The sequence below is a fragment of the Novosphingobium oxfordense genome, assembly GCF_044029435.1.
Lineage (GTDB): Bacteria > Pseudomonadota > Alphaproteobacteria > Sphingomonadales > Sphingomonadaceae > Novosphingobium.
Genome location: NZ_CP147005.1, coordinates 1,960,631 through 1,981,388, shown reverse-complemented (window position 1 = coordinate 1,981,388; position 20,758 = coordinate 1,960,631). Strand labels below are relative to the sequence as shown.

Below are 20,758 nucleotides of genomic sequence, written 5' to 3'. Positions count from 1 at the left end.
CCTGAGTATCCCCGACTAACTCTGTGTACCTTCGGGTAAATTGGTTAAAATCAGGTTCACCCCGTTATGGTGCCCAATATGGAATTTGCCGGGACCGCAGAGATTGTGCGGTCCGCGAGCACCCACAGCCCCGCCGCCGCGATGGCGACCCCGTAGGGCACGCGCAGCTTCGACTTCTGGCGGCGCTGGATGTGAGCGAAGGCAAGAGTGAACAGGATGACGATGAAAAGGCCGGTCACGGCCGCCGTCAGGGCGGTCGTGCGGGCCAGCAATTCGGGTGCGAACAGCGGGCGGCCCTTGGCCAGCGCCCAGGTCATGGCGGCGGCCAGCCAGACCCAGCCGGCGGCGGCCAGCCATGCGGCGATATCGCGCACGGCTTCGCCGGGGCGGCGCTGCATGTTGCAGGCGGCCATGGCCACCGAAGCACCGCCGCCGGCCACGGCCATCAGTACCACCAGCATCAGGAAATGCGCGGGTGCGAACCACAGCGCCAGTGCGGTCAGCAGCTTGACGTCGCCGCCGCCCATCTGGCGGATGACGAACAGGATGCAGGTGATGGCGAATGTCGTGAAGGCGAGGGCGATCTGGTAGCCGATATCGGCCCAGCCATAGCCCATCGCCAGCCACCAGAGGGGGGCGGCTAGGGCTATGCCAAGGTTAAGCGCGTTGTCTATCTCGCGCCGCTTCAGATCGGTGAAGGCGGCGACGAGCAGCGCGGTTGCCAATGCGGCCAGCAATGCGTAGGCAAAATACGCGGCGTACATGCGTTAGGACCCCCCTTAACAAGGGAGTGATCTAGCGAGTATCACTTACCAAATAGTAACCAGTGCACTGAGGCTGGAATTAGCCACGTGACCATCGAGACAAGTGAAATTCCCTATCCTTTCAAGGTGATGGAAACCAAGGACCGGGCGCGGCGCGCGATCCCGCAGGGCGTAGTCGAAAGCCGCTGGCTGGCCAGCGACGGCAAGACGGCGATCCGCCGGATCGACTGGCCGGTGCCAGCGGAGCCGCGCGGATCGCTGCTGTTCCTGCCCGGGCGCGGGGATTGCTACGAAAAGTGGCTGGAGACGCTGGAGCAGTGGGCCGAGGAAGGTTGGGCGGTTAGTTCCATCGATTGGCGCGGGCAGGCCCTGAGCGGCCGGCTGGGCCGCGATGGCATGACCGGCCATGTCGATGACTTCGCCATCTGGATCGACGACCTTGCGAAGTTCTGGGCGGAATGGGCCGCCGGAACGCCGGGGCCGCACGTGCTGGTCGGCCATTCGATGGGCGGCCATCTGGCCCTGCGCGCGGTGGCGGAACGGCGCGTGGTGCCTGATGCGCTGGTGCTCTCTGCGCCGATGCTGGGCATCCATCCCACCACGATTCCCGCCACGATCCTGCATCCGGTGGCACGGATGATGACCGCGCTGGGCGATTCGCGCCGGCCGGCGTGGAAGGGCAACGAGAAGCCCCAGCTTATCCCGAACGCGCGTGCACTGCTGCTGACGCATGACGAATCGCGCTATGCCGATGAGGACTGGTGGCGCCGCGAACGCCCGGCCATTGCCATGGGGGCGGCAAGCTGGCGCTGGATCGAACGTGCCTTGGCCTCGATCAAGGGGTTGGAGGCCAAGGGCGTGCTCGAATCGGTGGAGCTGCCGGTGCTTCTGCTGGCCACCCGCCATGACGGGCTTGTCTCATGGCCGGCGATTCGCAAGGCCGCCGCCCGGCTGCCGCATGCCCAACTGATCGATTGGGGGCGCGAGTGCCGGCATGAGATCTTGCGTGAGGTCGATCCGGTGCGAGATCGGGCGATGGCTGCGATCCGGGACTTCCTGAAGCGGGAAGCGCCCGCTAGGGGCTGATCCCCATGGACGCCCCCACGAATACGCGGTTCGATTTCGTCATTGTCGGCGCCGGCATGGCCGGTGCCTCGCTGGCCGCGCGGCTGGCGGGTAGCTCAGCGGGCGCGCGGGTTCTGGTGATCGAGGCGGAGGAACGGCCCGGCTATCACGCCACCGGCCGGTCCGCCGCGTTCTGGACCGAAAGCTACGGCGGGCCGCGCGTTCAGCCGCTGACGGCGGCTTCGGGCGCCGAACTGCGCGCGCTTGGCGTGCTGGCCCCGCGATCCGCGCTGACGCTGGGGCGGGTGGGCGAGGAGGCCGAGGTCGAGCGCTTTGCCCGCACTTACGGCGATCTGGGAGTCGAGGTTCGGGTTCTGGACCGCGCGGGGATCGAGGCACGCGTGCCCGGCCTGCGTCCCGGCTGGACCAGCGGCGTGCTGGAGCCGAGCACGTGCGACATCGACGTAGCCGCGCTGCACCAACACTATCTGGCTGCCGCCCGGCGCGAGGGCGTGGAGATTCGCTGCCGCGCGGGCCTGCGCGCCGCCACCCGCACCGCACACGGCTGGACGCTGACGCTGGCCGATGGGCAGGAGATCGTCTGCGGCGTGTTGGTCGATGCCGCTGGGGCATGGGCCAATTCGGTGGCGCGATTGGCGGGCATGCGGCCGCTGGGCATCGCGCCTTACCGCCGCACCATGGCGCAACTGGCGATCGGCCGCCCGGTGCCGGACGACCTGCCGCTGGTGCTGGACCTTGGCGAGACCTTCTATTTCAAGCCCGAGCATGGCCGCCTTTGGCTGAGCCCGCATGACGAAACGCCCAGCGCCCCTTGCGATGCCGCGCCGGAGGAACTGGACGTGGCGCTCGCCATCGATCGGCTGGAGAACGTGGTCGACTGGCCGGTGGAACGCGTGGAGCACCGCTGGGCGGGCCTGCGCTCCTTCGCGCCGGACCGGCTGCCGGTCTACGGCTTCGATCCGGCCGACCCGGCGTTCTTCTGGTTCGCCGGGCAAGGCGGCTTCGGCATCCAGACCGCACCGGCCGCTGCCGTATTAGGGGCGGCGTTGCTATTGGAAGAGAAGGGCGGCGATCTCGATCCCGCGCCTTATTCGCCGGACCGCTTCGTGACGGCGTAAGGACGCGATCATACTCGGATACGGGCCTACTCGGATCCGGGCCTACTCGGATCCCGGAACGTCCTCCACGCGCTCTGCCGGTTTGCGGCCCGGAGCGACGAAGTGCCAGATCAGCAGCACCGGCTCCAGCACGGCCATGCCGATCACGATGCTGATCAGGCGGTGGATGGCGGGCAGGATATGCGCGTCCGCATAGGAATCGGGCACCAGCACCACCAAGACCGTCAGCGTGAATTGCAGGCCCAGATAGGTGACTTGCGGCAGGCCGTTCTCGATATGGCGGCCGATCACGATGCCAAGGCAAGTGCCTGCGATCAGCACCGGTGCGCTACCCTCTGCCAGCAGCAGCACGGCCAGGGCCAGACCGCCGCCGGCCAGGCAGCCCAGGGTACGGTGGAACAGCCGCCGCGTCACCGGCACGAAGCCGCTGGCGCCGATGCCGGCCACCGGCACGATCATCACCGCCATGATCGTCACGGCTGCCTGCGCCATCTCTGGCAGGTCGAACAGGGCGTGGAGCAGGGGCAGCACGGCAATGGCGATGCCCGCCTGCACCGCGTGGCGCGCGGCGTGAGGATGCCAGCCCATCCGATCCGGCCGGGGGCTTTGCAGCGCCAGCCACTTCTTGCCCGCCAGTGTGGCGGTGACGAGGCTGACGATCACGCAGGCGACGGTGCCCGCGATCACTTCCAGCAGGCGCGTCTGCGCGAATTCTATGGTGTCGAGCGCGGGATGCTCCAGCTTGTCCAGCAGCACCATCTCGAACGTCAGGCCGAACAGCAGCCACGCGTAAGCCCGCCTTGCGGTAAGCATGCCGTAGAGGCCGACCGCGCCCACCGCCGCCGCGCTCACCATCGCCAATGGCAGCGACCGTGCGGCCCATGGCACCACGATCAGCGCAAGTCCGGAGCCGAGCGCGGTGCCGACGATGCGCAGCACCCCGCGCAGCATCGTTTCCGAAGCCTCGCTCTTCAGCAATACGAAGGCGGTGAAGGCGGCCCAGCCGACCATGCGCGCGCCGATCAGATGCGCGATGACTATGGCCAGCATGACCGAGGCGACGCAGGCCCACTCGTCCGCCATGCGCGGGCCGGGCGTTACCAGCGCGCGCGCTTCTTCCTCGAAACGCTGGCGAAACGCGCTCAGCGCCGCCAAGGCGTCAGGCCTTGCCGGCAGCGACCGCCGCGTCGCTCGCCAGCTTGTCCACGCGCTCGTTCTCGACATGGCCGGAATGGCCGCGCACCCATTGCCAATCCACCTGATGGCGGCCGCTGGCCTCGATCAGATCGTGCCACAGGTCGGCATTGCGCACGGGCTGCTTGCTGGCGTTGACCCAGCCCTTCTTCTTCCAGCCGTGCACCCACTTGGTGATGCCGTCGATCACGTACTTGCTGTCGGTATGCAGCGTGACTTCGCAGGACTCGGTCAGCGCGTTCAGCGCCTTGATGACCGCGGTCATCTCCATGCGGTTGTTGGTGGTGTCGGGATCGCCGCCCGACATCTCCTTCTCGTGCACGCCCATGCGCAGCAGCACGCCCCAGCCACCGGGGCCGGGATTGCCCTTGCAGGCGCCGTCGGTGAAAACGTCTACCTTCTTCATGCGCCGAAGATACCGAAGTTGGCCGGATCGGCATAGAATTCAAGGCGACGCGCGAAAGCCATGGGGTCCTTGGGGGTAACCAGCGCGTCTTCGGGCGTGTTCAGCCAGTCGTAGGCGCGGGTGGAAAGGAAGCGCACGGCGGCGCCGCGTGCCAGCACGGGCAGGGCGGCGCGTTCGGCGGCGGAGAGCGGGCGGATGCTCTCATACCCGGCGATCAGCGCGGCGGAGAGATCGGCGTCGAAACGCGTGCCGTCGTTGGAGAAGCACCACGCCGCATGCGTCACCGCCACGTCGTAGGCCAGCAGATCGGTGCAGGCGAAATAGAAGTCGATCAGGCCGGTGACCTTGTCGCCCAGCATCAGCACATTGTCGGTGAACAGGTCGGCATGGATCACGCCGCCCGGCAGGTCTTGCGGCCAGCTTGCGGCCAGCAGCGGCAGTTCCCGCTCGACCAGAGCGGCTAGCCCTGCATCGATCGAGGCCAGCCCGTCATGCCCGCAATCGCCCAGAAGCTGCTGCCACGCGGGCAAGTCCAGCGAGTTGGCGCGGTTCATCGGAAAGTCCGCCGAAGCCTGATGGACTTGCGCCAGCGCCGCGCCCACCGCGTGGGCCTGGCCCACGGTCGGCTCCGAAACCGAAACGCCGGGCAGATACTCGATCAGCGCCAGCGCCTTCTTGCCTTCCGGCGTATCGATCAGGCGGTGGCTGGCGCCGTCGCGGTCATGCATGGTGCGCGGCACCGGGCAGCCGCGTGCGGCCAGATGGTCCAGCAGGTCCAGGAAGAACGGCAGTTCCGTGATGTCGGTCCGGCTTTCGTAGACCGTCAGGATGAAGCGGCGAGAGGCGCCGTCCTGTTGGGTTTCGATCAGCCAGTTGCTGTTGGACACGCCCTCGGCAATGCCCTTGGCGGAGATCAGGGTGCCGACATCGAACGCATCGACGATCGACGCCATCTCTTCGGCGCCGAGCCGGGTATAGACTGCCATGTTTAGGGAATCCTCAGCGGGCGAGCTGGCGGGGCAGCTTGAAAGTGATGGTCTCTTCGGCCGTGACGACCTGCTCGGCCGTAACGTCGCGCAGTTCCGCGATGCGGGCGATCACTTCGTTGACCAGCTCTTCCGGCGCGGAGGCGCCGGCGGTGAGGCCGACATTGGCAATCCCGTCGAACCACGCCGGATCGATATCGGCGGCGCGCTGGATCATCCGGCCCACCGAACCCGAACGCTCCGCCACTTCAACAAGCCGCAGCGAGTTCGAACTTTTGGGCGAACCGATCACCAGCACCAGTTCGCACTGCGGCGCGATCTGCTTGACCGCGGCCTGCCGGTTGGAGGTGGCGTAGCAGATATCCTCCGCCTTGGGCGCCACGACATGCGGGAATCGCGCCTCGATCGCGGCGATGATCGCGTGGGTATCGTCCACCGAAAGCGTGGTTTGGGACAGATAGGCCAATTCGCGGTCGGCCGGAACGTCGATGGTGGCGACATCCTCCACCGTTTCGATCAGCGTCATGTTGCCTTCGGGAACCTGGCCGAAAGTGCCGATCACTTCGGGATGGCCGGCGTGGCCGATGAAGAGAATGTGGCGCCCGTCCGCGATCTGGCGCTCCGCCTGGCGGTGGACCTTGCTGACCAGCGGGCAAGTGGCGTCCAGCCACTCAAGGCCGCGTGCGCTCGCTTCGGCGGGGACCGACTTGGGCACGCCGTGCGCGGAAAAGATCACCGGCACGCCGTCCGGCACCTGATCGACGCGCTCCACGAAAACGGCGCCCTTGGCCTTCAGATTGTCGACCACGAACTTGTTGTGCACGATCTCGTGGCGGACGTAGACGGGCGCGCCATAGATCTCCAGCGCGCGCTCCACGATTTCGATGGCACGGTCGACGCCGGCGCAGAAACCGCGCGGGGCGGCAATCAGCAGACGTAGGGGTTTGCTGTCGGTTAATGTCTTCTCAGGCGGAAAGGGCGCGTTCATGAATGGGCCTCTAGCGCTTTGCCGCGCGCGCCGCTAGGGCAAGCGCACGCCACTCGAGGGATGTACCGATGAATGCACGCCGCCTGACTGCTACCGTCCTCTGCTCCGCCGCCGCGGTGACCGCGCTCAGCGGCTGTGCGAAGAAGGGCGATATCGTGGTCGATTCGGGCGTGGGCATCACTGCGGTGCGTACCGCGTGCCCGGCCGTGGGCATTCCCGACTACACCGGCGACATCACGCTGTTCCGCACGCCGAACGACAAGACCTCGACCAATATCGACGTCGTGGCAGCGATGACCAACGTGCGTACGCAGTGCAGCGACCAGAACGGCGCGCAGGCGAACGACAAGGTGACCTCGCAAGTCAGCTTCGATGTTCTGGCCCGCCGCAACGACACGCAGAGCGCCCGCCAGGTAACGCTGCCGGTATTCGTCAGCGTGCTGCAGGGCGGTTCCGCCGTGGTTTCCAAGCGCGTGGGCCAGGTGCAGGTCTCGTTCGCCGCCGGTCAGGACCGCGCGCAGGCGCACTTCGCCGGCACCGCCTACATCGACCGCTCGGCAGCGACGCTGCCTGCCGACGTGCGTGAGCGCATCACCCGCCCGCGCAAGGCCGGCGATCAGGACGCCGCCGTCGATCCGCTGTCGCAGCCCGACGTGAAGGCCGCCGTGGCCCGCGCCAGCTTCGAAGTGCTGGTGGGCTTCCAGCTTGATGAGAGCCAACTGGCCTACAACGCCACGCGTTGAGTTATCCGGCGGGGGCCTTGTCCCCCGTCGCCATCGCGATGATCAGCAGCTTCTTTTGATGCCGCTGATCTCCCGCAGGTTCGCCGCCGATTTTCTCAGCGTCTCTGTCTGCTCGCCTACCTGTCGGCTCAGGCGCTGGTAATTGTCGGTCGCTTGCAACGCGTTTGCTTCTTCGGACAATTCCGTTGCTTGCGAATGTAGGGCGAAGGCTTGCGCATCGATCTTAGCGCGCTTTGCATCCCGCTCCTCCGCGTTCTCACGATGGAGGTTCGCGATCTGCGCTGTCAGCGATCTCACCAGTTGCAATTTTTCCACCATAGCCCGGGCGGCGTCCGGGCTTGTTGCAACTTCGCATTGCAGGCGTTCAACTTTGGCCCGATGTAGCTTGATCTGCGCTTCGAGGGGCGCTGCGCGTTGACGGATGCTCTCCAACTGCTGCTTGTGTTCCAGCGTGTGGGTGCGACGCAATTGAGCCGATTTGCGGTGTAGAGCGGCTGCTTCATGGAGCAATTCGGTGCGGCGGGTCTGAAGCGGTTTCAGCTCGTTCAGATTTTCCTCCATTTGCGTGCGCAGCTTCAATGTAGAGGAAGTCGCGTTCTTCATGGCGCGTTGCCATCGGTGCGTGATGAAGAAGGCCATTAGTATGACGGCGAAAAGTAACGCCTCGATAAGCATATGCAGGTGGCTTCGACTATTCTGATGTACCACGATGCGAACGAGTGGTGATGCGATGAAAATAGCGATCGTTGCGAGTTTTCCGTTTCTCGCAAGCTTTTCGGTCTGCGGCATGGAGAGTTATCCCGCTATCTTGCTATGAGCGCTGTATAGCCGGGCAGATAAAAATCCTCTTAACTGGAAGATCTCGACGGGATGACGGATTTTGACATCCGTTAAAGAATATTTCCCTGCAATATTCCCGGACAGTCGCTGGCTGCATCAACCTAAGGGCGCGGCTATTGCGCCTTTGTCCGCTCGATCGCCTCTCGCGCGTGGCGGGCTATCGTCTTGCGGTCGCTGCGCTGTTCGCTCGTCAGCGGCGGCAGGAAGTGTAGCGTAAGGCGCAGCGGCTTCCAGCGCGCGAGGAGGCGCAGGAAGTTGTCCAGTCCCGGCTCCTCGCCCACCCAGGCCATGTCCGCCACGCGCGGGCCATAGTCCAGCCAGACCGGCTGGATCGCCAGGTCGTCGCAGCCGGTCTCGACCGCCGAGAGCAGCGATGACTTGAACGGCAACAGCCCCGTGCCGTCGCTGGTGGTGCCTTCGGGGAAGATCGTCAGGCTGCCGGTATCGGCGATGGCCTGGCGCACCTGCTCGATCTGCGCGGCGACGCTGCGGCGTTCGTGGCGCGCCACGAAGATCGTGTCGTTCAATTCGCAGAGCCAGCGCAGCGGGCCGAAGTCGGCAAGGCCGTCATGCGCGACGAAGGCGGTGCCCGTTGTCCCGGCAAGGGCGGGAACGTCCAGCCAGGATACGTGATTGGCCAGCAATACGCTGCGTTTTGCAGGGCGCGCGCCGCGCATCGTGATGCGCAGGCCGGAAATCGCCGCCACCGCGCGCAGGAACAGGCGCGGTGCTGGGTTGGCGCGCGTGAAGATCGCGATCAGGTAATAGGCGGCAAGGCTGGCCAGCAGCGTTAGCAGCAGGGCGAACAGCCGGACGGCCACGAGCGGCCAGCCCCAGAGCGCGATGGGATGCTCCGGAGCGGCCGCCGTTGCCTGTGTCACGGGTGGCGCATCACTTGCGGGTTTCGCCGTCCTCGCGCTCGATCCGCACGCCGAACAGTTCCATGCGGTGATCGACGAGACGGAAGCCGAGGCGTTCGGCCACCTGGCGCTGCAGCGCTTCCAGCTCGGGGTCAACGAATTCGATGACGGCGCCGGATTCGACGTCGATCATGTGGTCGTGATGCGCCTCGGGCGCGGCTTCGTAGCGGGCGCGGCCGTCGCCGAAATCATGGCGGTCCAGAATGCCCGCTTCCTCGAACAGGCGCACGGTGCGGTAGACCGTGGCGATCGAGATGCCGGGATCGAGTGCGGAGGCGCGCTGGTGCAGCTTCTCCACATCGGGGTGGTCCGTGCTTTCGGACAGGACTCTTGCGATCACCCGACGCTGTTCGGTGATGCGCAGGCCGCGTTCGGCGCAGAGGGCTTCGATGTCGATAGGTTGGTGCACGTTTGACCTGTATCAATGAAAAGAGGCGCACCCGCTATTTAGGCTGGTGCGCCTCCAATCACAACCTTTGGGGGCGCTGGACCATCCGGCTTTCCGCAGTTTGGTCCCTTGGCGATGCCGCGAAGGGATGTTTTTGCGGTGCCAGACGGCAACCAAGCGGCCTCAGGGCGCCGTCGCTCAGGCGGCGGCGGTCTTCGGCTTGCGGCCACGGCGCGCGTTGGGCTTGCGGCCCAGGCCGATTTTCTTGGCCAGTTCGCGACGCTTTTCGGCGTAGTTGGGGGCAACCATCGGATAGTCGGCGGGCAGGTTCCAGCGCGCGCGATATTCTTCCGGCGTCATGTTGTAGTGCGTCATCAGGTGGCGCTTCAGCATCTTCAGCTTCTTGCCGTCTTCAAGGCACACGATGTAGTCGGGCTTCACCGAAGCGCGCACCGAAACGGCGGGCTCAGGCTTTTCTTCTTCGACTACGGGTGCGGTGCCGAGACCGGCAAGGGCGCCATAGACATTGGTGATCAGCGAGGGCAGGTCCTCGACGCCGACGCTGTTGTTGCTGACATGTGCTGCCACGATGTCAGAAGTAAGCGTGATGAGAGTCTCGTTGGCGTCAGCCTGGATAGTTTCCATATTCTTACGACCTTTTATTTTTGCGACCTGATGGACCGGACGCCGGAAGCGTTTCTCGGTCGAAAGTCGCCATGAACCATTCGCTGGGAGAATACAAGGTGATTCCCCGATGGTTACCAGTTCTCATAACTGTTTGCCGTTAATCCAGCGTGAATAGTACCGGATTGGTTGTTACATCAGGGCAAGTTGGCCGTAATCTTGTCGCAAATGTCACAAGCGAAGGTGATCGCATCGATGCGTTCGCCATTGGGCAAGCGATAGTATTCCTTGCGCTCACCAATAGGATAGAAGCCGAATCCGGAATAAAGGAAGCCGGCAGGGTTGCCTTTCCTCATTTCCAGCAGGAGTCGATTTGCGCCGCGCGCCGATGCGGCAAGACGCAGCGCATCCAGCAAGGTTCGGCCAAGTCCAAGGCGCCGGTATTCGGGCTTTACTGCAAGAAGAAGCAGTTCTTCTTCTTCGTATCCGGTGCGGGAAAGAGAAAATCCTGCCGCTTCATCTCCTTCGCCAACGGGAAGGCCTTGCGGCGTCAGCAGGCAGTAGTGGCAATTCCCGATGGCAAGCGCGTCATCTACCTGGCGGCGATTCCACGCCTCGCCCCATGCCGGATCGAATGCGGCCGCCATTACATCCATGATGCGGTCGAGATCGTCCAGCATGGGCGCTCCCTTCATTACCTGGCTCCGGGAATGGTTTCGGCGGGAATGGTTGTGGCGGCGGCCATTGGCTTGGCGTCGGGCGCGCGGCCGTAAAGCGGATGTGCCTCGTGCGTCAGGGCATCGGCGGGCAGCAGCGCAAGGCGGCGGGCGTCGGGCCAGATGGCGAATGCCTCACCAGTGCCGCGCGCGGCGACCAGCGCCTCGGCCTGGGTGCCGGCGACGACCGTTTCCGCGCTGGCCGCAGCCGCCGCATCGGGGCGCATCGAGGCGAGGGGGCGGGTGACCGCGCCGATGCCGTCGAAGCCTTCGGTGAACCATTCGCCGTGGCCGCCCGTCATGGCCACGGCCACGGGCACCTTGCCACGCTCATTGCGGGCCATCGCCGCGATCAGGGCCATCGTTGGGTAGCCCAGGACTTCGGCGCCCCAGGCCAGTGCCAGCGCGCGCGCGGCGGCAAGGCCCACGCGCACGCCGGTAAAGCTGCCGGGGCCCAGCGCCACGGCAATGCGGGCGGCTCGGCCGCGATCGGGCAGGGCGGCGATCATCGGCACCAGTGCCTCGGCATGGCCGCGGCCCAGCATGCGGTAATCGCCTGCGATCAGTTCGCCATCCCGGAACAGCGCGACCGAGCAGGCCTCCGTTGCGCTGTCTATCGCGAGAGTAAGGCCAGGAAGGTCCAGTGCGCGGCTATCGGCGGATGCGGTCACGATATCGTTGGGTCAGGATCGGCGGGATCAGGCGGCGCGGACTTCGGTGACTTCGGGAACGTAGTGCTTCAGCAGGCTTTCGATCCCGTGCTTCAGCGTCGCGGTGGAGGAGGGGCAGCCAGAGCAGGCGCCCTGCATCGCAAGGTAGACCACGCCATCGCGGAAGCCGCGATAGACGATGTCGCCGCCGTCGTTGGCGACGGCGGGGCGCACGCGGGTTTCGATCAGGTCCTTGATCTGCTCCACGATGTCGGCATCGGCCGGATCCTCGCCATAGTCCACCTCTTCCTCGGGCGGGACGGAGAAGCCGCTGGCGGTGCCGCCCGCGAACAGCGGGGCCTGCGATACGAAGTGATCGAGCAGGACGGAGACGACCTGCGGCTTCAGATCGGACCATTCCACGCCGGGCGCGGCGGTGACCGAAACGAAATGCTCGCCGAAGAACACGCCGGTAACGTCGCCCAGATCGAACAGGGCCTGCGCCAGCGGCGAGGCTTCGGCCGCCTCGGGCGAGGTGAATTCGCGCGTGCCTGCGGGCATTACCTGCCGGCCGGGCAGGAATTTCAGCGTGGCGGGGTTCGGCGTGGCTTCGGTTTCGATGTACATGGTTCTCGCGATGTAGGAGGAGTGGGCCTCCGGTCAAGTCCACACTGCTGCCGGAATGAGGCAAACGACTGGCGTAGACTGCAACTAAAGTACTCGCCGGACGCAAACGTGGCGACGCGGATTGGTCGGAAAGTGTTCTAATGGCGCGTTTCCGGGGGTATCTCTATTCACTGGCCCTTAAGGGATGCCCGTCTTATACCCACCGCGATGACCACTACTTCGCGCGCCGCACGCTCGCTCGCCGCCTTGCTGCTTCTGGCCCCGCTCCCGCAGCCTTTTCTTGCACCGGCGTTTGCCGGAACCACGGCGAACGCCGCAAAGGACGGTGCCGCTGCGGACGCGCCGAAGCCGGCCCAGAAGGCGGTCCAGAACGGAAAGAAGCAGGCCGGCCGTCCCGCCACGGCGCCGGCGCAGCGCCCGCTGCCGGTGGTGGTCAAGCAATCCGGCGAGGATGAGCCGCTGGCGGGTGACGCCGACCCCTGGCTCTATCGCGGCAGCGACATCCCGCATGACAAGGAATGGCACTTCGGCGAACTGTCGAACGGCCTGAAGTACGCCGTGCGCCGCAACGGAGTGCCGCCGGGGCAGGTTTCGATCCGTATCCGCGTCGATGCCGGTTCGCTCTACGAAACCGATTCGGAGCGCGGCTATGCCCACTTGCTGGAACACATGCTGTTCCGCGAATCGAAGTACATTCCCGAAGGCACCGCGATCGCCGCCTTCCAGCGCCTGGGCGCGACGTTCGGCAGCGACACCAATGCGGTAACCTCCACCACGCAGACCGTGTTCAAGCTGGACCTGCCCAACGCCACGCCCACTTCGCTGGACGAGACGTTCAAGCTGATGAGCGGCATGGTCACCGCGCCGGCACTTTCGGCATCGAACCTGAAGCAGGACCTGCCGATCGTCATGGCCGAAATGCGCGAGCGCGGCGGTGCCTCGAAGCGCGTGCAGCAGGCGATGCAGCAGGTGCTCTACGCCGGCCAGCCGCTGGCCCAGCGGGAGCCGATCGGCACGGTGGAGACGCTGACCGCGGCCACCCCGCAAAGCGTGCGCGCCTTCTATTCGCGCTGGTATCGTCCGGACAATGTGGCCGTGATCGTGGCGGGTGACGCCGATCCGGCGACGCTGGAAAACTACGTGAAGAAGTGGTTCTCCGACTGGAAGGCCAACGGCGCGCTGGCCACCGCGCCCAGCTTCGGCGATCCGGCAGCCCCGGCCGATGCCGATCCGAAGAACCCGGTGGGCGAGACGCGCGTGCTGGTGGAGCCGGACCTGCCGCCTTCGCTGCTCTACGCCACGCTGCGTCCGTGGCGCCAGGTGACGGACAATATCGCCTACAACCAGGGCCTGATGGTGGATGCCATCGCCCAGGCCGTGATCAACCGCCGTCTGGAAACCCGCGCGCGGGCAGGGGGCAGCTATCTCTCCGCCTCGGTCGATCAGCAGGACGTCTCCCGCTCCGCCGATGCCACCTTCGTTTCGATTACCCCGCTGGGAGATGATTGGAAGGCTGCGCTGCGCGATGTGCGCGCGGTGATCGCCGATGCCCTGACCCATCCGCCCACGCAGGCGGAAATCGACCGCGAAGTGGCCGAGCTGGACGTCAGCTTCCAGGTCCCCGTCGAACAGCGCCGCATCCTGCCGGGATCGAAGCTGGCGGACGACATGGTCAATGCCCTCGATATCCGCGAGACGGTAGCCGGTCCGGAAGACGTGCTGAACATCTTCCGTGAATCGAAGCCGCTGTTCACCCCGGCGAAGGTGCTGGAACATACCCAGCAGCTGTTCTCCGGCACGGTTACCCGCGCGCTGTTCACCACGCAGAAGCCGGGCGTCGTCACCGACGATGCGCTGCGCCTTGCGCTGATGGAGCCGGTGAAGCCCGATGCGGCGACCCGCACTGCCAGCAATGCGCCGCCGGTCTCGTTCGATACGCTGCCCGCCATCGGCAAGCCGCAGAAGGCGGTTTCCGACAAGCCGACCGGCCTGCTGGATATCGAGCAGCTGGACTTCGCCAATGGCGTGAAGGTCCTGCTCTGGCCGGTGCAGGAAGAGCCCGGCCGCGTCACCGTGAAGGTGCGTTTCGGCGGCGGCACGCGCTCGTTCTCGCCCAAGGATGCGCCCTATCTCGGCCTGGCGGACTATGCACTGGTGGGGTCCGGCCTTGCCACACTGGGCCAGGAAGACCTCGACCGGATTTCCACCGGCCGCAAGATGGGCTTCGATTTCAGCACGCAGGACGCCTCGTTCGTCTTCACCGCCGAAACGCGCCCGCAGGATCTGGCGGATCAGCTCTACCTCTTCGCAGCCAAGCTGGACCTGCCGCGCTGGGACCCCAGCCCGTTCGCCCGTGCCAAGGCCGCCGCGAAGATCCAGTACGATACCTTCTCCACGTCGCCGCAGGGCGTGTTGAACCGTGATCTGGCGTTCTACCAGCGCGGGCAGGACCCTCGCTTCGCCACGCCCACCCCTGCGCAATTGGCCGGCACCACTGCCAAGGGCTTCAAGACGGTGTGGAGCAAGGCGCTGGCCAGCGGTCCGGTGGAAGTGCAGATCTACGGCGATTTCGACAAGGCGGCCGCCACCGCCGCGCTGGAAAAGACGTTCGGCGCGCTGAAGCCGCGCAGCCCGGCACCGATCGTGCCCGCCGCCGACGTGCAAGTGCCCAAGCCATCCGACGTGCCGATCGTGCTGCACCATCATGGCGACCCCGATCAGGCGGCGGCCGTGATATCGTGGCCGACCGGCGGCGGTGCCATGGGCATCAGCGAATCGCGCAAGCTGGAAGTGCTGACGCAGCTCTTCACCAACCGCCTGCTCGACGCCGTGCGTGAGAAGCTGGGCGTGGCTTATTCGCCTTACGTCTATTCGCAGTGGCCGGTGGACATGAACACCGGCGGCTCGATCACTGCGATGGCGCAGATCGATCCCAAGTCGGCCACGGTGTTTTTCCAGACCGCCGACGAGATTGCCGAGAACCTGATCGCCAACCCGCCCAGTGCCGAGGAACTGGCGCTGGTGACGGAGCCGATGCGCCAGCAGGTGACCCGCGCCGCATCGAGCACGGCCTTCTTCATGAGCCAGCTGGAGGGCGCCACCTACGACCCCTCACGCTTCGGCACGGTGCGGACGATCCTCAACGACTATACCAAGGTGACCCCGCAACAGATGCAGGAACTTGCCGCGCGCTATCTGGGCAAGGACAAGTCCTGGCGGCTTGAGGTGATGCCGGAAGGCAAAAGCTCCGGCACGGTCGCCAAGCGCTGAACGCGTGACCGTCTGCCAGCAGGGGACGGCGCCAATTTGAATAGCCGCCCGCCATCGGTGGGCGGCTATTGTTATATTCTTTAAATGGGCGGGGGGGCTCGAATGTTCAGGAAGGTTGTATCCCTGTTGGTGGGAGCCTTGGCAGTGCCGCAGGCTGCGCAGGCCGAGGCTGACGATACCGGTACGGGCGAGGCATGGGTTGTCTATGAACGGGCGGGGGCAAATGGCCTCCCGTTGGTTGTCTTGGCGCGCACGGGCAATGCAGAGGGCGACAAGCTACTGCGCGAGGGGCTGGTCACTGCGGTAAGCTGTCGTGCCGACGCTGACAACATGAACGAAAATGGCATGCCGCAAGGCACGGATCGCCTCTATGCGTTGGAAGACCGACTGGCCAGTGAGCGCGGGTTGATAGACGCAGGCGGGGTGCATGTAGCCAGTGTGACTGGTGACGGTCAGCGTCGCACCTTCTACGCTCACCGTGCGCCCATCGACCTGAACGCAATTGTTCGCGGCATGTCCGTTCCAGGCTTTTCTTGCGACGCTTCTGCGGTGGCGGACCGCCGATCGCTGATTGCGCTGATCACGCCGACGGCATTGGAGCGTCAATTGAACGGTGATCAATCCATCATCGCCATTTTGCAGCAAAAGGGCGATGATGGGCGTGTGCCGCGCAAGACCGATTTCTGGTTCTACGGAGACAAGCAGGGCATTGCCTCTCTCGCGGCCTATCTGAAGCCCAAGGGTTTCACCGTCGATCATGCCCTGAAGGACCCGGCAGGCGTGGTGTTGTCCCGGAATATGGCCATCGATCTGGCCGAGTTTCGGTCTATCACGCCAAGCCTCGTCGAAGCGGCAGATCGCGCCGGAGTAGAGTACGACGGATGGGAAACCCGCGTGGTCAGACCCGCCTCGGCACCCTGAAAATTCCCTTGCAGGCGTTCGTTCTGTAACAATCTTACCCATCGCCCCGGTGCTGCGGCGCAATCGATCACGCTGATCGGCTAAACCGGCTTTGCAAAAATTGCTTGGAGCGGCTATGGCGCGCCCCTTGTTTGCGGTTCTTGCCGGTTTGGCCCCATGCATGTGGCGCGGGGAGAGAAGGCGAAGGAACCGCCAGGAGTACGTGACGTGGCTAGCAATTGGACCCCGGATAGCTGGAAGGCTCAGGAAGCCCGCCATCTTCCGGTATACGGCGATGCGGAGAAGCTGGGCGAGGTTGAGGCCACGCTTGCAAAGTTTCCGCCGCTGGTCTTTGCGGGCGAAGCGCGTGCTCTGAAGGCGGATCTCGCCGAAGTCGCTGCCGGTCGCGGTTTCCTGCTCCAGGGCGGGGACTGTGCGGAGAGCTTCGCCGAATTCAGCGCCGATAATATCCGCGATTCCTTCCGTGTGCTGCTGCAGATGGCGGTGGTGCTGACTTTCGCCAGCAAGCAGCCGGTCGTGAAGCTGGGCCGCATGGCGGGCCAGTTCGCCAAGCCGCGCTCGGCGCCGACCGAGATGGTCGATGGCGTCGAGATGCCCAGCTACTTCGGCGACATCATCAACGGCATCGAGGGCAACGCCGATGCGCGTCGCAACGATCCGGAGCGCATGCTGCGCGCCTATGCGCAGTCTTCGTCCACGCTGAACCTGCTGCGCGCCTTCGCGCATGGCGGCTATGCGAACCTGCGCCAGGTCCACCAGTGGACGATGGAACACATCAACCGCAGCCCCTGGGGCGAGAAGTTCTCGCTGATGGCGGACCGCATTGGTGAGGCGCTGGACTTCATGGCCGCCTGCGGCGTGGATCCGACCTCGGTCCCGCAGCTTCAGGGCACCGACTTCTACACCAGCCATGAAGCGCTGCTGCTTCCTTACGAGGAAGCGCTGACCCGCCGCGATTCGCTGACGGGCGACTGGTACGACTGTTCGGCCCACATGCTGTGGATCGGCGATCGCACCCGCTTCGAAGGTTCAGCCCATGTCGAATACCTGCGCGGCGTCGGCAATCCGATCGGCATGAAGTGCGGCCCCAGCCTTGAGTCCGACGCGCTGCTGCGCATGCTCGATACGCTGAACCCGGCGCGCGAGCCGGGCCGCATGACGCTGATCAGCCGCTATGGCTATGACAAGGTGGAAGCGGGTCTGCCCAAGCTGGTGCGCGCGGTGAAGGCCGAAGGTCACCCGGTGGTGTGGTCGTGCGATCCGATGCACGGCAACGTCATCAAGACCGACACCGGCTTCAAGACCCGTCCGTTCGACCGCATCCTGGCCGAAGTGCGCGGCTTCTTCGCGGTTCACCGTGCAGAGGGCACCCACGCCGGCGGCATCCATATCGAGATGACCGGGCAGGACGTGACCGAATGCACCGGCGGCGCCATCGCCATCACGGACGAGGCGCTGAAGGACCGTTACCACACGCATTGCGACCCGCGCCTCAACGGTGCGCAGTCGATCGAACTCGCTTTCGAGATCGCCGATCTGCTCAACCTCGAAGCGACGGAGCGCCAGAAGCAGGCTGCCTGATCCGCTGCTTCGGGAAAGCCTGAAGCCAGATATGAACGGGCAGGGGAGCCATCGCTCTCCTGCCCGTTTGCTTGTCCGGTGGTGCCCTGAACTTGCCGGTCCGACGATGTTGTCGTAGATTTTCCCGGATATTGTTCGGGTGGAAAGCCCGCGCGCATGGAGAGGCTGGGGCGATGGCGGTTTTTGCGCGACGTGTTGCTGGGGCTCTTGCTCTGGTCGGCTTGGCCCAGGCCAGCCTGATCCTGACGGCTGGCTCGGCGCTGGCGCAGGAAGCCCAGACCGCTCCCACGCCCACGCCCGCGCCCACGCCTCCGCTTACGCCTCCCATCGTCGTGCAGGGGGATAAACCGCAACCGGCTGCCTCTGCCTCGGCGATCGATCAGGCCGACCCGATACGATGCGAGATGATCCGCGAAATCGGATCGCGCCTGAAAGTGAAGAAGGTCTGCCTCACGAAAAGCCAGTGGGACGCGCAGAAGCGCGAGGACCGGATGAATATCGAGCGATCGCAAATGACCCGCGGCGTCGGCCCCAACGGATAGCAGACGGCCGCATTGCCGGTCGCATGGCCCATTTGTCGCCACAATCGGCGGTGAGGGAGCGGGCATGATCGCGATCCGTCCCGCATGCTTTCCCGAAGATGCCGCCGCCGTGCTGGATATCTGGCGCGAATATGTCGCCAGCCCCAGCGTCAGCCTCGACTATCAGGGCAACGATGCCGAGTTCGCGGACCTGCCGGGGAAATATGCCGCGCCGGAAGGGCGCCTGTTGCTGGCCGACCGTGACGGCGGTGTGGTCGGCTGCATCGCCTTGCGCAAAGTCAGCGCGGACATCTGCGAGATGAAGCGGCTCTACGTCCGCCCGTCCGCGCGAGGCGAGCGGCTTGGCCATCGACTGGTCGAGCGCCTGATCGCCGAAGCGCGGGAGGCCGGTTATCGCGAAATCCGCCTCGACGTGCTGGCGGAGTTCGCGCAGGCGAGGCGGCTCTACGAAGGCTTCGGGTTCGAGCCTGCCGAACCCGTCGCGTTGAATCCGATCCCCGGCACTTCGTTTCTGGGCCTGCGGCTGCGGTAAGGCGATCTCATCCCGGTGAAGCGCCGCCAGCGCTTCAAGGCGCGCTGGTGGACGGATGGGCGGCATTTGCCGGCGCGGTGGCGAACAGGGTCTGCGCGGCCTTGCGCTCGGGGGAATCGTAGGCACCGTAGAGCACCGGCGCCAGAACCTCTCGCGCCAGTTCCTGCTCGCCTTCGCGGATCAGTTCGCGGCCCAGATCGAGGCGCGGGGCTGGGGCCGCAGGCACGCGCTGGATGGCCAGGGCCATGGCCTGCATGGCACTTTCCGGAACGGGCTCGTTGGCCCCGACGAAACTCTCGAAATAGGCGATCGCGGGCAAGGGCGCCTGGCTGTCCAGCGCTATGGCCCGCTCGATCGTCTTGCGCGCCTCTGCCAGCCGGGCCGGTCGTGCGCTTGCGGGGCCGACGATCGCCTGGTCGGCAAGGGCGATGCCTTTCCATGTCAGAGCACTGGCATCGTCCGGCGCCGAAGACAGCACGCGCTCGGCGCTGCCAAGGCATTCCGCAATGCGGCCGCTGCGACATTCCGCTTCCGCTGCAAAGAGCTGCGCATCGGCATCGGTCGGGTATCGTTCGGTCAGTTCATGCAGGCGCGCCAGCCAGCGATCCCGGCCGGTTTCCTGCCCGCCCGCTTCGTCACCTGAGGCGAAGGAGGAAAGGCGCGAGTCCAGTTCGGCCCGCGCCGTCACCAATGCCGCCGCTGCAGGCGACAGGGCGGTGACTACGGGGGCAGGAGGCGGCGTATCCGGCGCCTTTGCATGCGAATAGGCAACGTCATGTCCGGCATATCCGACTATCTCTCGCTGCAGCGCGGGCATGTCGCCGAAATTGGCGGCGGCCTCTGCCGGCGGGGTTCCACGCCGGATCGCGGCCATGTAACGCTGGAACTGGTCGTACCGCTCCCCCTTCGTCTTCGAGAAAACGAAAAAATGGGTCATCAGCCACGCGGTGTAGGGCGACCAGCCTTGCGCTCCATCCGCTTCACCGAGATAGCGCCCGGTGAGGATATCGGTGATCTGCGGATAGCCATAGGACTTGTAGACATCCCGATAGCCTGCCGGCGGCGCGGCATAGTCGATGGCACCGCTGCGCTTGATGTCTACCGAGGAAAACAGCGCGCCGATCCCGTCGAGATACCAGCGCGGATAGGCGGCGGGCAGGTAGGTTACCATGAAATGCTGCGCGAAAGCGCCGGCCAGGATCGCTTCCCATGGCCGGATAAGCGGTAGCTGTCGCGGTGCGGTCGTGCAGAAGTCCGCCCCCTCGGCGGACAGCGCGTCACAATCGCTGGAGAACCGGCGGCTGGTGTTGAGATCGATCGTCTGGTCGCTGCGGGCGATGACGAGCACATCCCCACTTTCGCGCGGATCGTAATAGTGCTGCTGGGCAAAGGGGCGGGGGAAGGGCCCTTCCTGCGATCGCAGGTCCCGCAATCCCATTGCCTGGAAGCTGTCGCGCGAATCCATCAAGATCACCTGCATCTTCAAGGCTTTGCCTTCAGAAGAGCCCTGAAGGTAGAGGCGGGCCATCAGGCGGTGAAGCTGTTCCAGATCGCTGGCGACCCGGCGAAGCTCGTCCTCGCCGCCGGTGCTGAAGACCGTAACGTGGTCGGTCTCGGCACGCTTCCAATCGGCTTTCTCCTGAGCGGGCGCCTCGCCGGGCGCCTTGACGACGATGTCGCTCGATCCGGTGTGCGGACGGTCGCGCGCTGACGGCTGGGCCGATGCGGGGGCGGCGAGGCAGATGGAGAGGGCGGTCCATGCAAGCGCACCCCATTTTCGGCGGCGCCGCGCGATTCCCGTGCCAGCTTGCGTTCCCGTCTCGCGCCCAGCCCTGTCCATCATTCAATCCCGTCCCCACTAT

The 20,758-nt window shown here is 65.4% G+C and carries 21 protein-coding genes; 8 read left to right on the top strand and 13 right to left on the bottom strand.

Translation table 11 applies throughout. The annotated features are described in order from the left end of the window. Window positions 1-56: 56 nt before the first annotated feature. Window positions 57-764: a prepilin peptidase gene (locus WBP07_RS09200; protein WP_395390689.1), complete on the bottom strand. Its 708-nt coding sequence runs from the start codon at window positions 762-764 to the stop codon at window positions 57-59. Window positions 765-893: 129 nt separating this feature from the next. Here WBP07_RS09200 and WBP07_RS09195 point away from each other — a divergent pair, with 129 nt between their 5' ends. Both WBP07_RS09195 and WBP07_RS09190 read left to right on the top strand, forming a co-directional pair. Then, window positions 894-1,850, top strand: a complete 957-nt coding sequence (locus WBP07_RS09195; RefSeq protein ID WP_395395763.1) for an alpha/beta fold hydrolase — start codon at window positions 894-896, stop codon at window positions 1,848-1,850. Window positions 1,851-1,855: 5 nt separating this feature from the next. Further along, window positions 1,856-2,968, top strand: coding sequence for an NAD(P)/FAD-dependent oxidoreductase (locus tag WBP07_RS09190; RefSeq protein WP_395390688.1), 1,113 nt, complete (start codon window positions 1,856-1,858; stop codon window positions 2,966-2,968). Window positions 2,969-3,010: 42 nt separating this feature from the next. Here WBP07_RS09190 and WBP07_RS09185 read toward each other — a convergent pair whose 3' ends face one another. From WBP07_RS09185 to ispH, 4 genes are read right to left on the bottom strand one after another with little or no spacing between them, the layout of a single operon-like run. Then, window positions 3,011-4,123, bottom strand: coding sequence for an FUSC family protein (locus tag WBP07_RS09185; RefSeq protein ID WP_395390687.1), 1,113 nt, complete (start codon window positions 4,121-4,123; stop codon window positions 3,011-3,013). A 4-nt stretch (window positions 4,124-4,127) separates the two neighbouring features. Further along, window positions 4,128-4,568, bottom strand: a complete 441-nt coding sequence (gene rnhA / locus WBP07_RS09180; protein ID WP_395390686.1) for a ribonuclease HI — start codon at window positions 4,566-4,568, stop codon at window positions 4,128-4,130. Beyond that, window positions 4,565-5,554, bottom strand: a complete 990-nt coding sequence (gene thrB / locus WBP07_RS09175; protein WP_395390685.1) for a homoserine kinase — start codon at window positions 5,552-5,554, stop codon at window positions 4,565-4,567. The genes rnhA and thrB overlap by 4 nt, the downstream gene beginning before the upstream one ends. Before the next feature lie 13 nt (window positions 5,555-5,567). Continuing rightward, complete coding sequence (gene ispH / locus WBP07_RS09170) at window positions 5,568-6,542, bottom strand: 4-hydroxy-3-methylbut-2-enyl diphosphate reductase (RefSeq protein WP_395390684.1); 975 nt, start codon at window positions 6,540-6,542, stop codon at window positions 5,568-5,570. 68 nt (window positions 6,543-6,610) lie between these two features. On the opposite strand from ispH, the gene WBP07_RS09165 reads away from it, so the two are divergent. Further along, entirely contained in the window at window positions 6,611-7,285 is a 675-nt protein-coding gene (locus WBP07_RS09165; RefSeq protein ID WP_395390683.1) for a hypothetical protein, read from the top strand. Between the two features lie 42 nt (window positions 7,286-7,327). Here WBP07_RS09165 and WBP07_RS09160 read toward each other — a convergent pair whose 3' ends face one another. The 7 genes from WBP07_RS09160 to WBP07_RS09130 all read right to left on the bottom strand — a co-directional run bounded on the left by WBP07_RS09160 (window position 7,328) and on the right by WBP07_RS09130 (window position 12,050). Further along, window positions 7,328-8,074, bottom strand: a complete 747-nt coding sequence (locus WBP07_RS09160) for a hypothetical protein (RefSeq protein WP_395390682.1) — start codon at window positions 8,072-8,074, stop codon at window positions 7,328-7,330. Between the two features lie 164 nt (window positions 8,075-8,238). Beyond that, window positions 8,239-9,006, bottom strand: a complete 768-nt coding sequence (locus WBP07_RS09155; protein ID WP_395390681.1) for a lysophospholipid acyltransferase family protein — start codon at window positions 9,004-9,006, stop codon at window positions 8,239-8,241. A gap of 10 nt (window positions 9,007-9,016) precedes the next feature. Further along, complete coding sequence (locus WBP07_RS09150) at window positions 9,017-9,454, bottom strand: Fur family transcriptional regulator (RefSeq protein ID WP_395390680.1); 438 nt, start codon at window positions 9,452-9,454, stop codon at window positions 9,017-9,019. Between the two features lie 177 nt (window positions 9,455-9,631). Then, window positions 9,632-10,078, bottom strand: coding sequence for a MucR family transcriptional regulator (locus WBP07_RS09145; protein WP_395390679.1), 447 nt, complete (start codon window positions 10,076-10,078; stop codon window positions 9,632-9,634). A 176-nt stretch (window positions 10,079-10,254) separates the two neighbouring features. After that, the gene (locus WBP07_RS09140) at window positions 10,255-10,737 is read right to left on the bottom strand and encodes a GNAT family N-acetyltransferase (RefSeq protein WP_395390678.1); all 483 of its coding nucleotides are present in this window, start codon (window positions 10,735-10,737) and stop codon (window positions 10,255-10,257) included. A gap of 14 nt (window positions 10,738-10,751) precedes the next feature. Next, on the bottom strand, window positions 10,752-11,444 hold the full coding sequence (tsaB, locus tag WBP07_RS09135; protein WP_395390677.1) for a tRNA (adenosine(37)-N6)-threonylcarbamoyltransferase complex dimerization subunit type 1 TsaB: 693 nt from the start codon (window positions 11,442-11,444) through the stop codon (window positions 10,752-10,754). Between the two features lie 27 nt (window positions 11,445-11,471). Further along, complete coding sequence (locus tag WBP07_RS09130; RefSeq protein WP_395390675.1) at window positions 11,472-12,050, bottom strand: NifU family protein; 579 nt, start codon at window positions 12,048-12,050, stop codon at window positions 11,472-11,474. A gap of 207 nt (window positions 12,051-12,257) precedes the next feature. Here WBP07_RS09130 and WBP07_RS09125 point away from each other — a divergent pair, with 207 nt between their 5' ends. From WBP07_RS09125 to WBP07_RS09105, 5 genes are all read left to right on the top strand, one after another. Further along, window positions 12,258-15,320: a M16 family metallopeptidase gene (locus WBP07_RS09125; protein ID WP_395390674.1), complete on the top strand. Its 3,063-nt coding sequence runs from the start codon at window positions 12,258-12,260 to the stop codon at window positions 15,318-15,320. Window positions 15,321-15,422: 102 nt separating this feature from the next. Beyond that, window positions 15,423-16,241, top strand: a complete 819-nt coding sequence (locus tag WBP07_RS09120; RefSeq protein ID WP_395395673.1) for a ribonuclease E inhibitor RraB — start codon at window positions 15,423-15,425, stop codon at window positions 16,239-16,241. Between the two features lie 207 nt (window positions 16,242-16,448). Then, window positions 16,449-17,822 carry a class II 3-deoxy-7-phosphoheptulonate synthase gene (locus WBP07_RS09115; protein WP_395395671.1) on the top strand — a complete coding sequence of 458 codons (1,374 nt, stop codon included), beginning with the start codon at window positions 16,449-16,451 and terminating at the stop codon, window positions 17,820-17,822. A gap of 173 nt (window positions 17,823-17,995) precedes the next feature. After that, window positions 17,996-18,364, top strand: a complete 369-nt coding sequence (locus tag WBP07_RS09110) for a hypothetical protein (RefSeq protein WP_395395669.1) — start codon at window positions 17,996-17,998, stop codon at window positions 18,362-18,364. 64 nt (window positions 18,365-18,428) lie between these two features. Further along, window positions 18,429-18,896, top strand: coding sequence for a GNAT family N-acetyltransferase (locus WBP07_RS09105; protein WP_395395667.1), 468 nt, complete (start codon window positions 18,429-18,431; stop codon window positions 18,894-18,896). Window positions 18,897-18,930: 34 nt separating this feature from the next. Here the strand turns inward: WBP07_RS09105 and WBP07_RS09100 are convergent, their stop codons facing one another. After that, on the bottom strand, window positions 18,931-20,739 hold the full coding sequence (locus WBP07_RS09100; RefSeq protein WP_395395665.1) for a tetratricopeptide repeat protein: 1,809 nt from the start codon (window positions 20,737-20,739) through the stop codon (window positions 18,931-18,933). Window positions 20,740-20,758 lie beyond the last annotated feature (19 nt).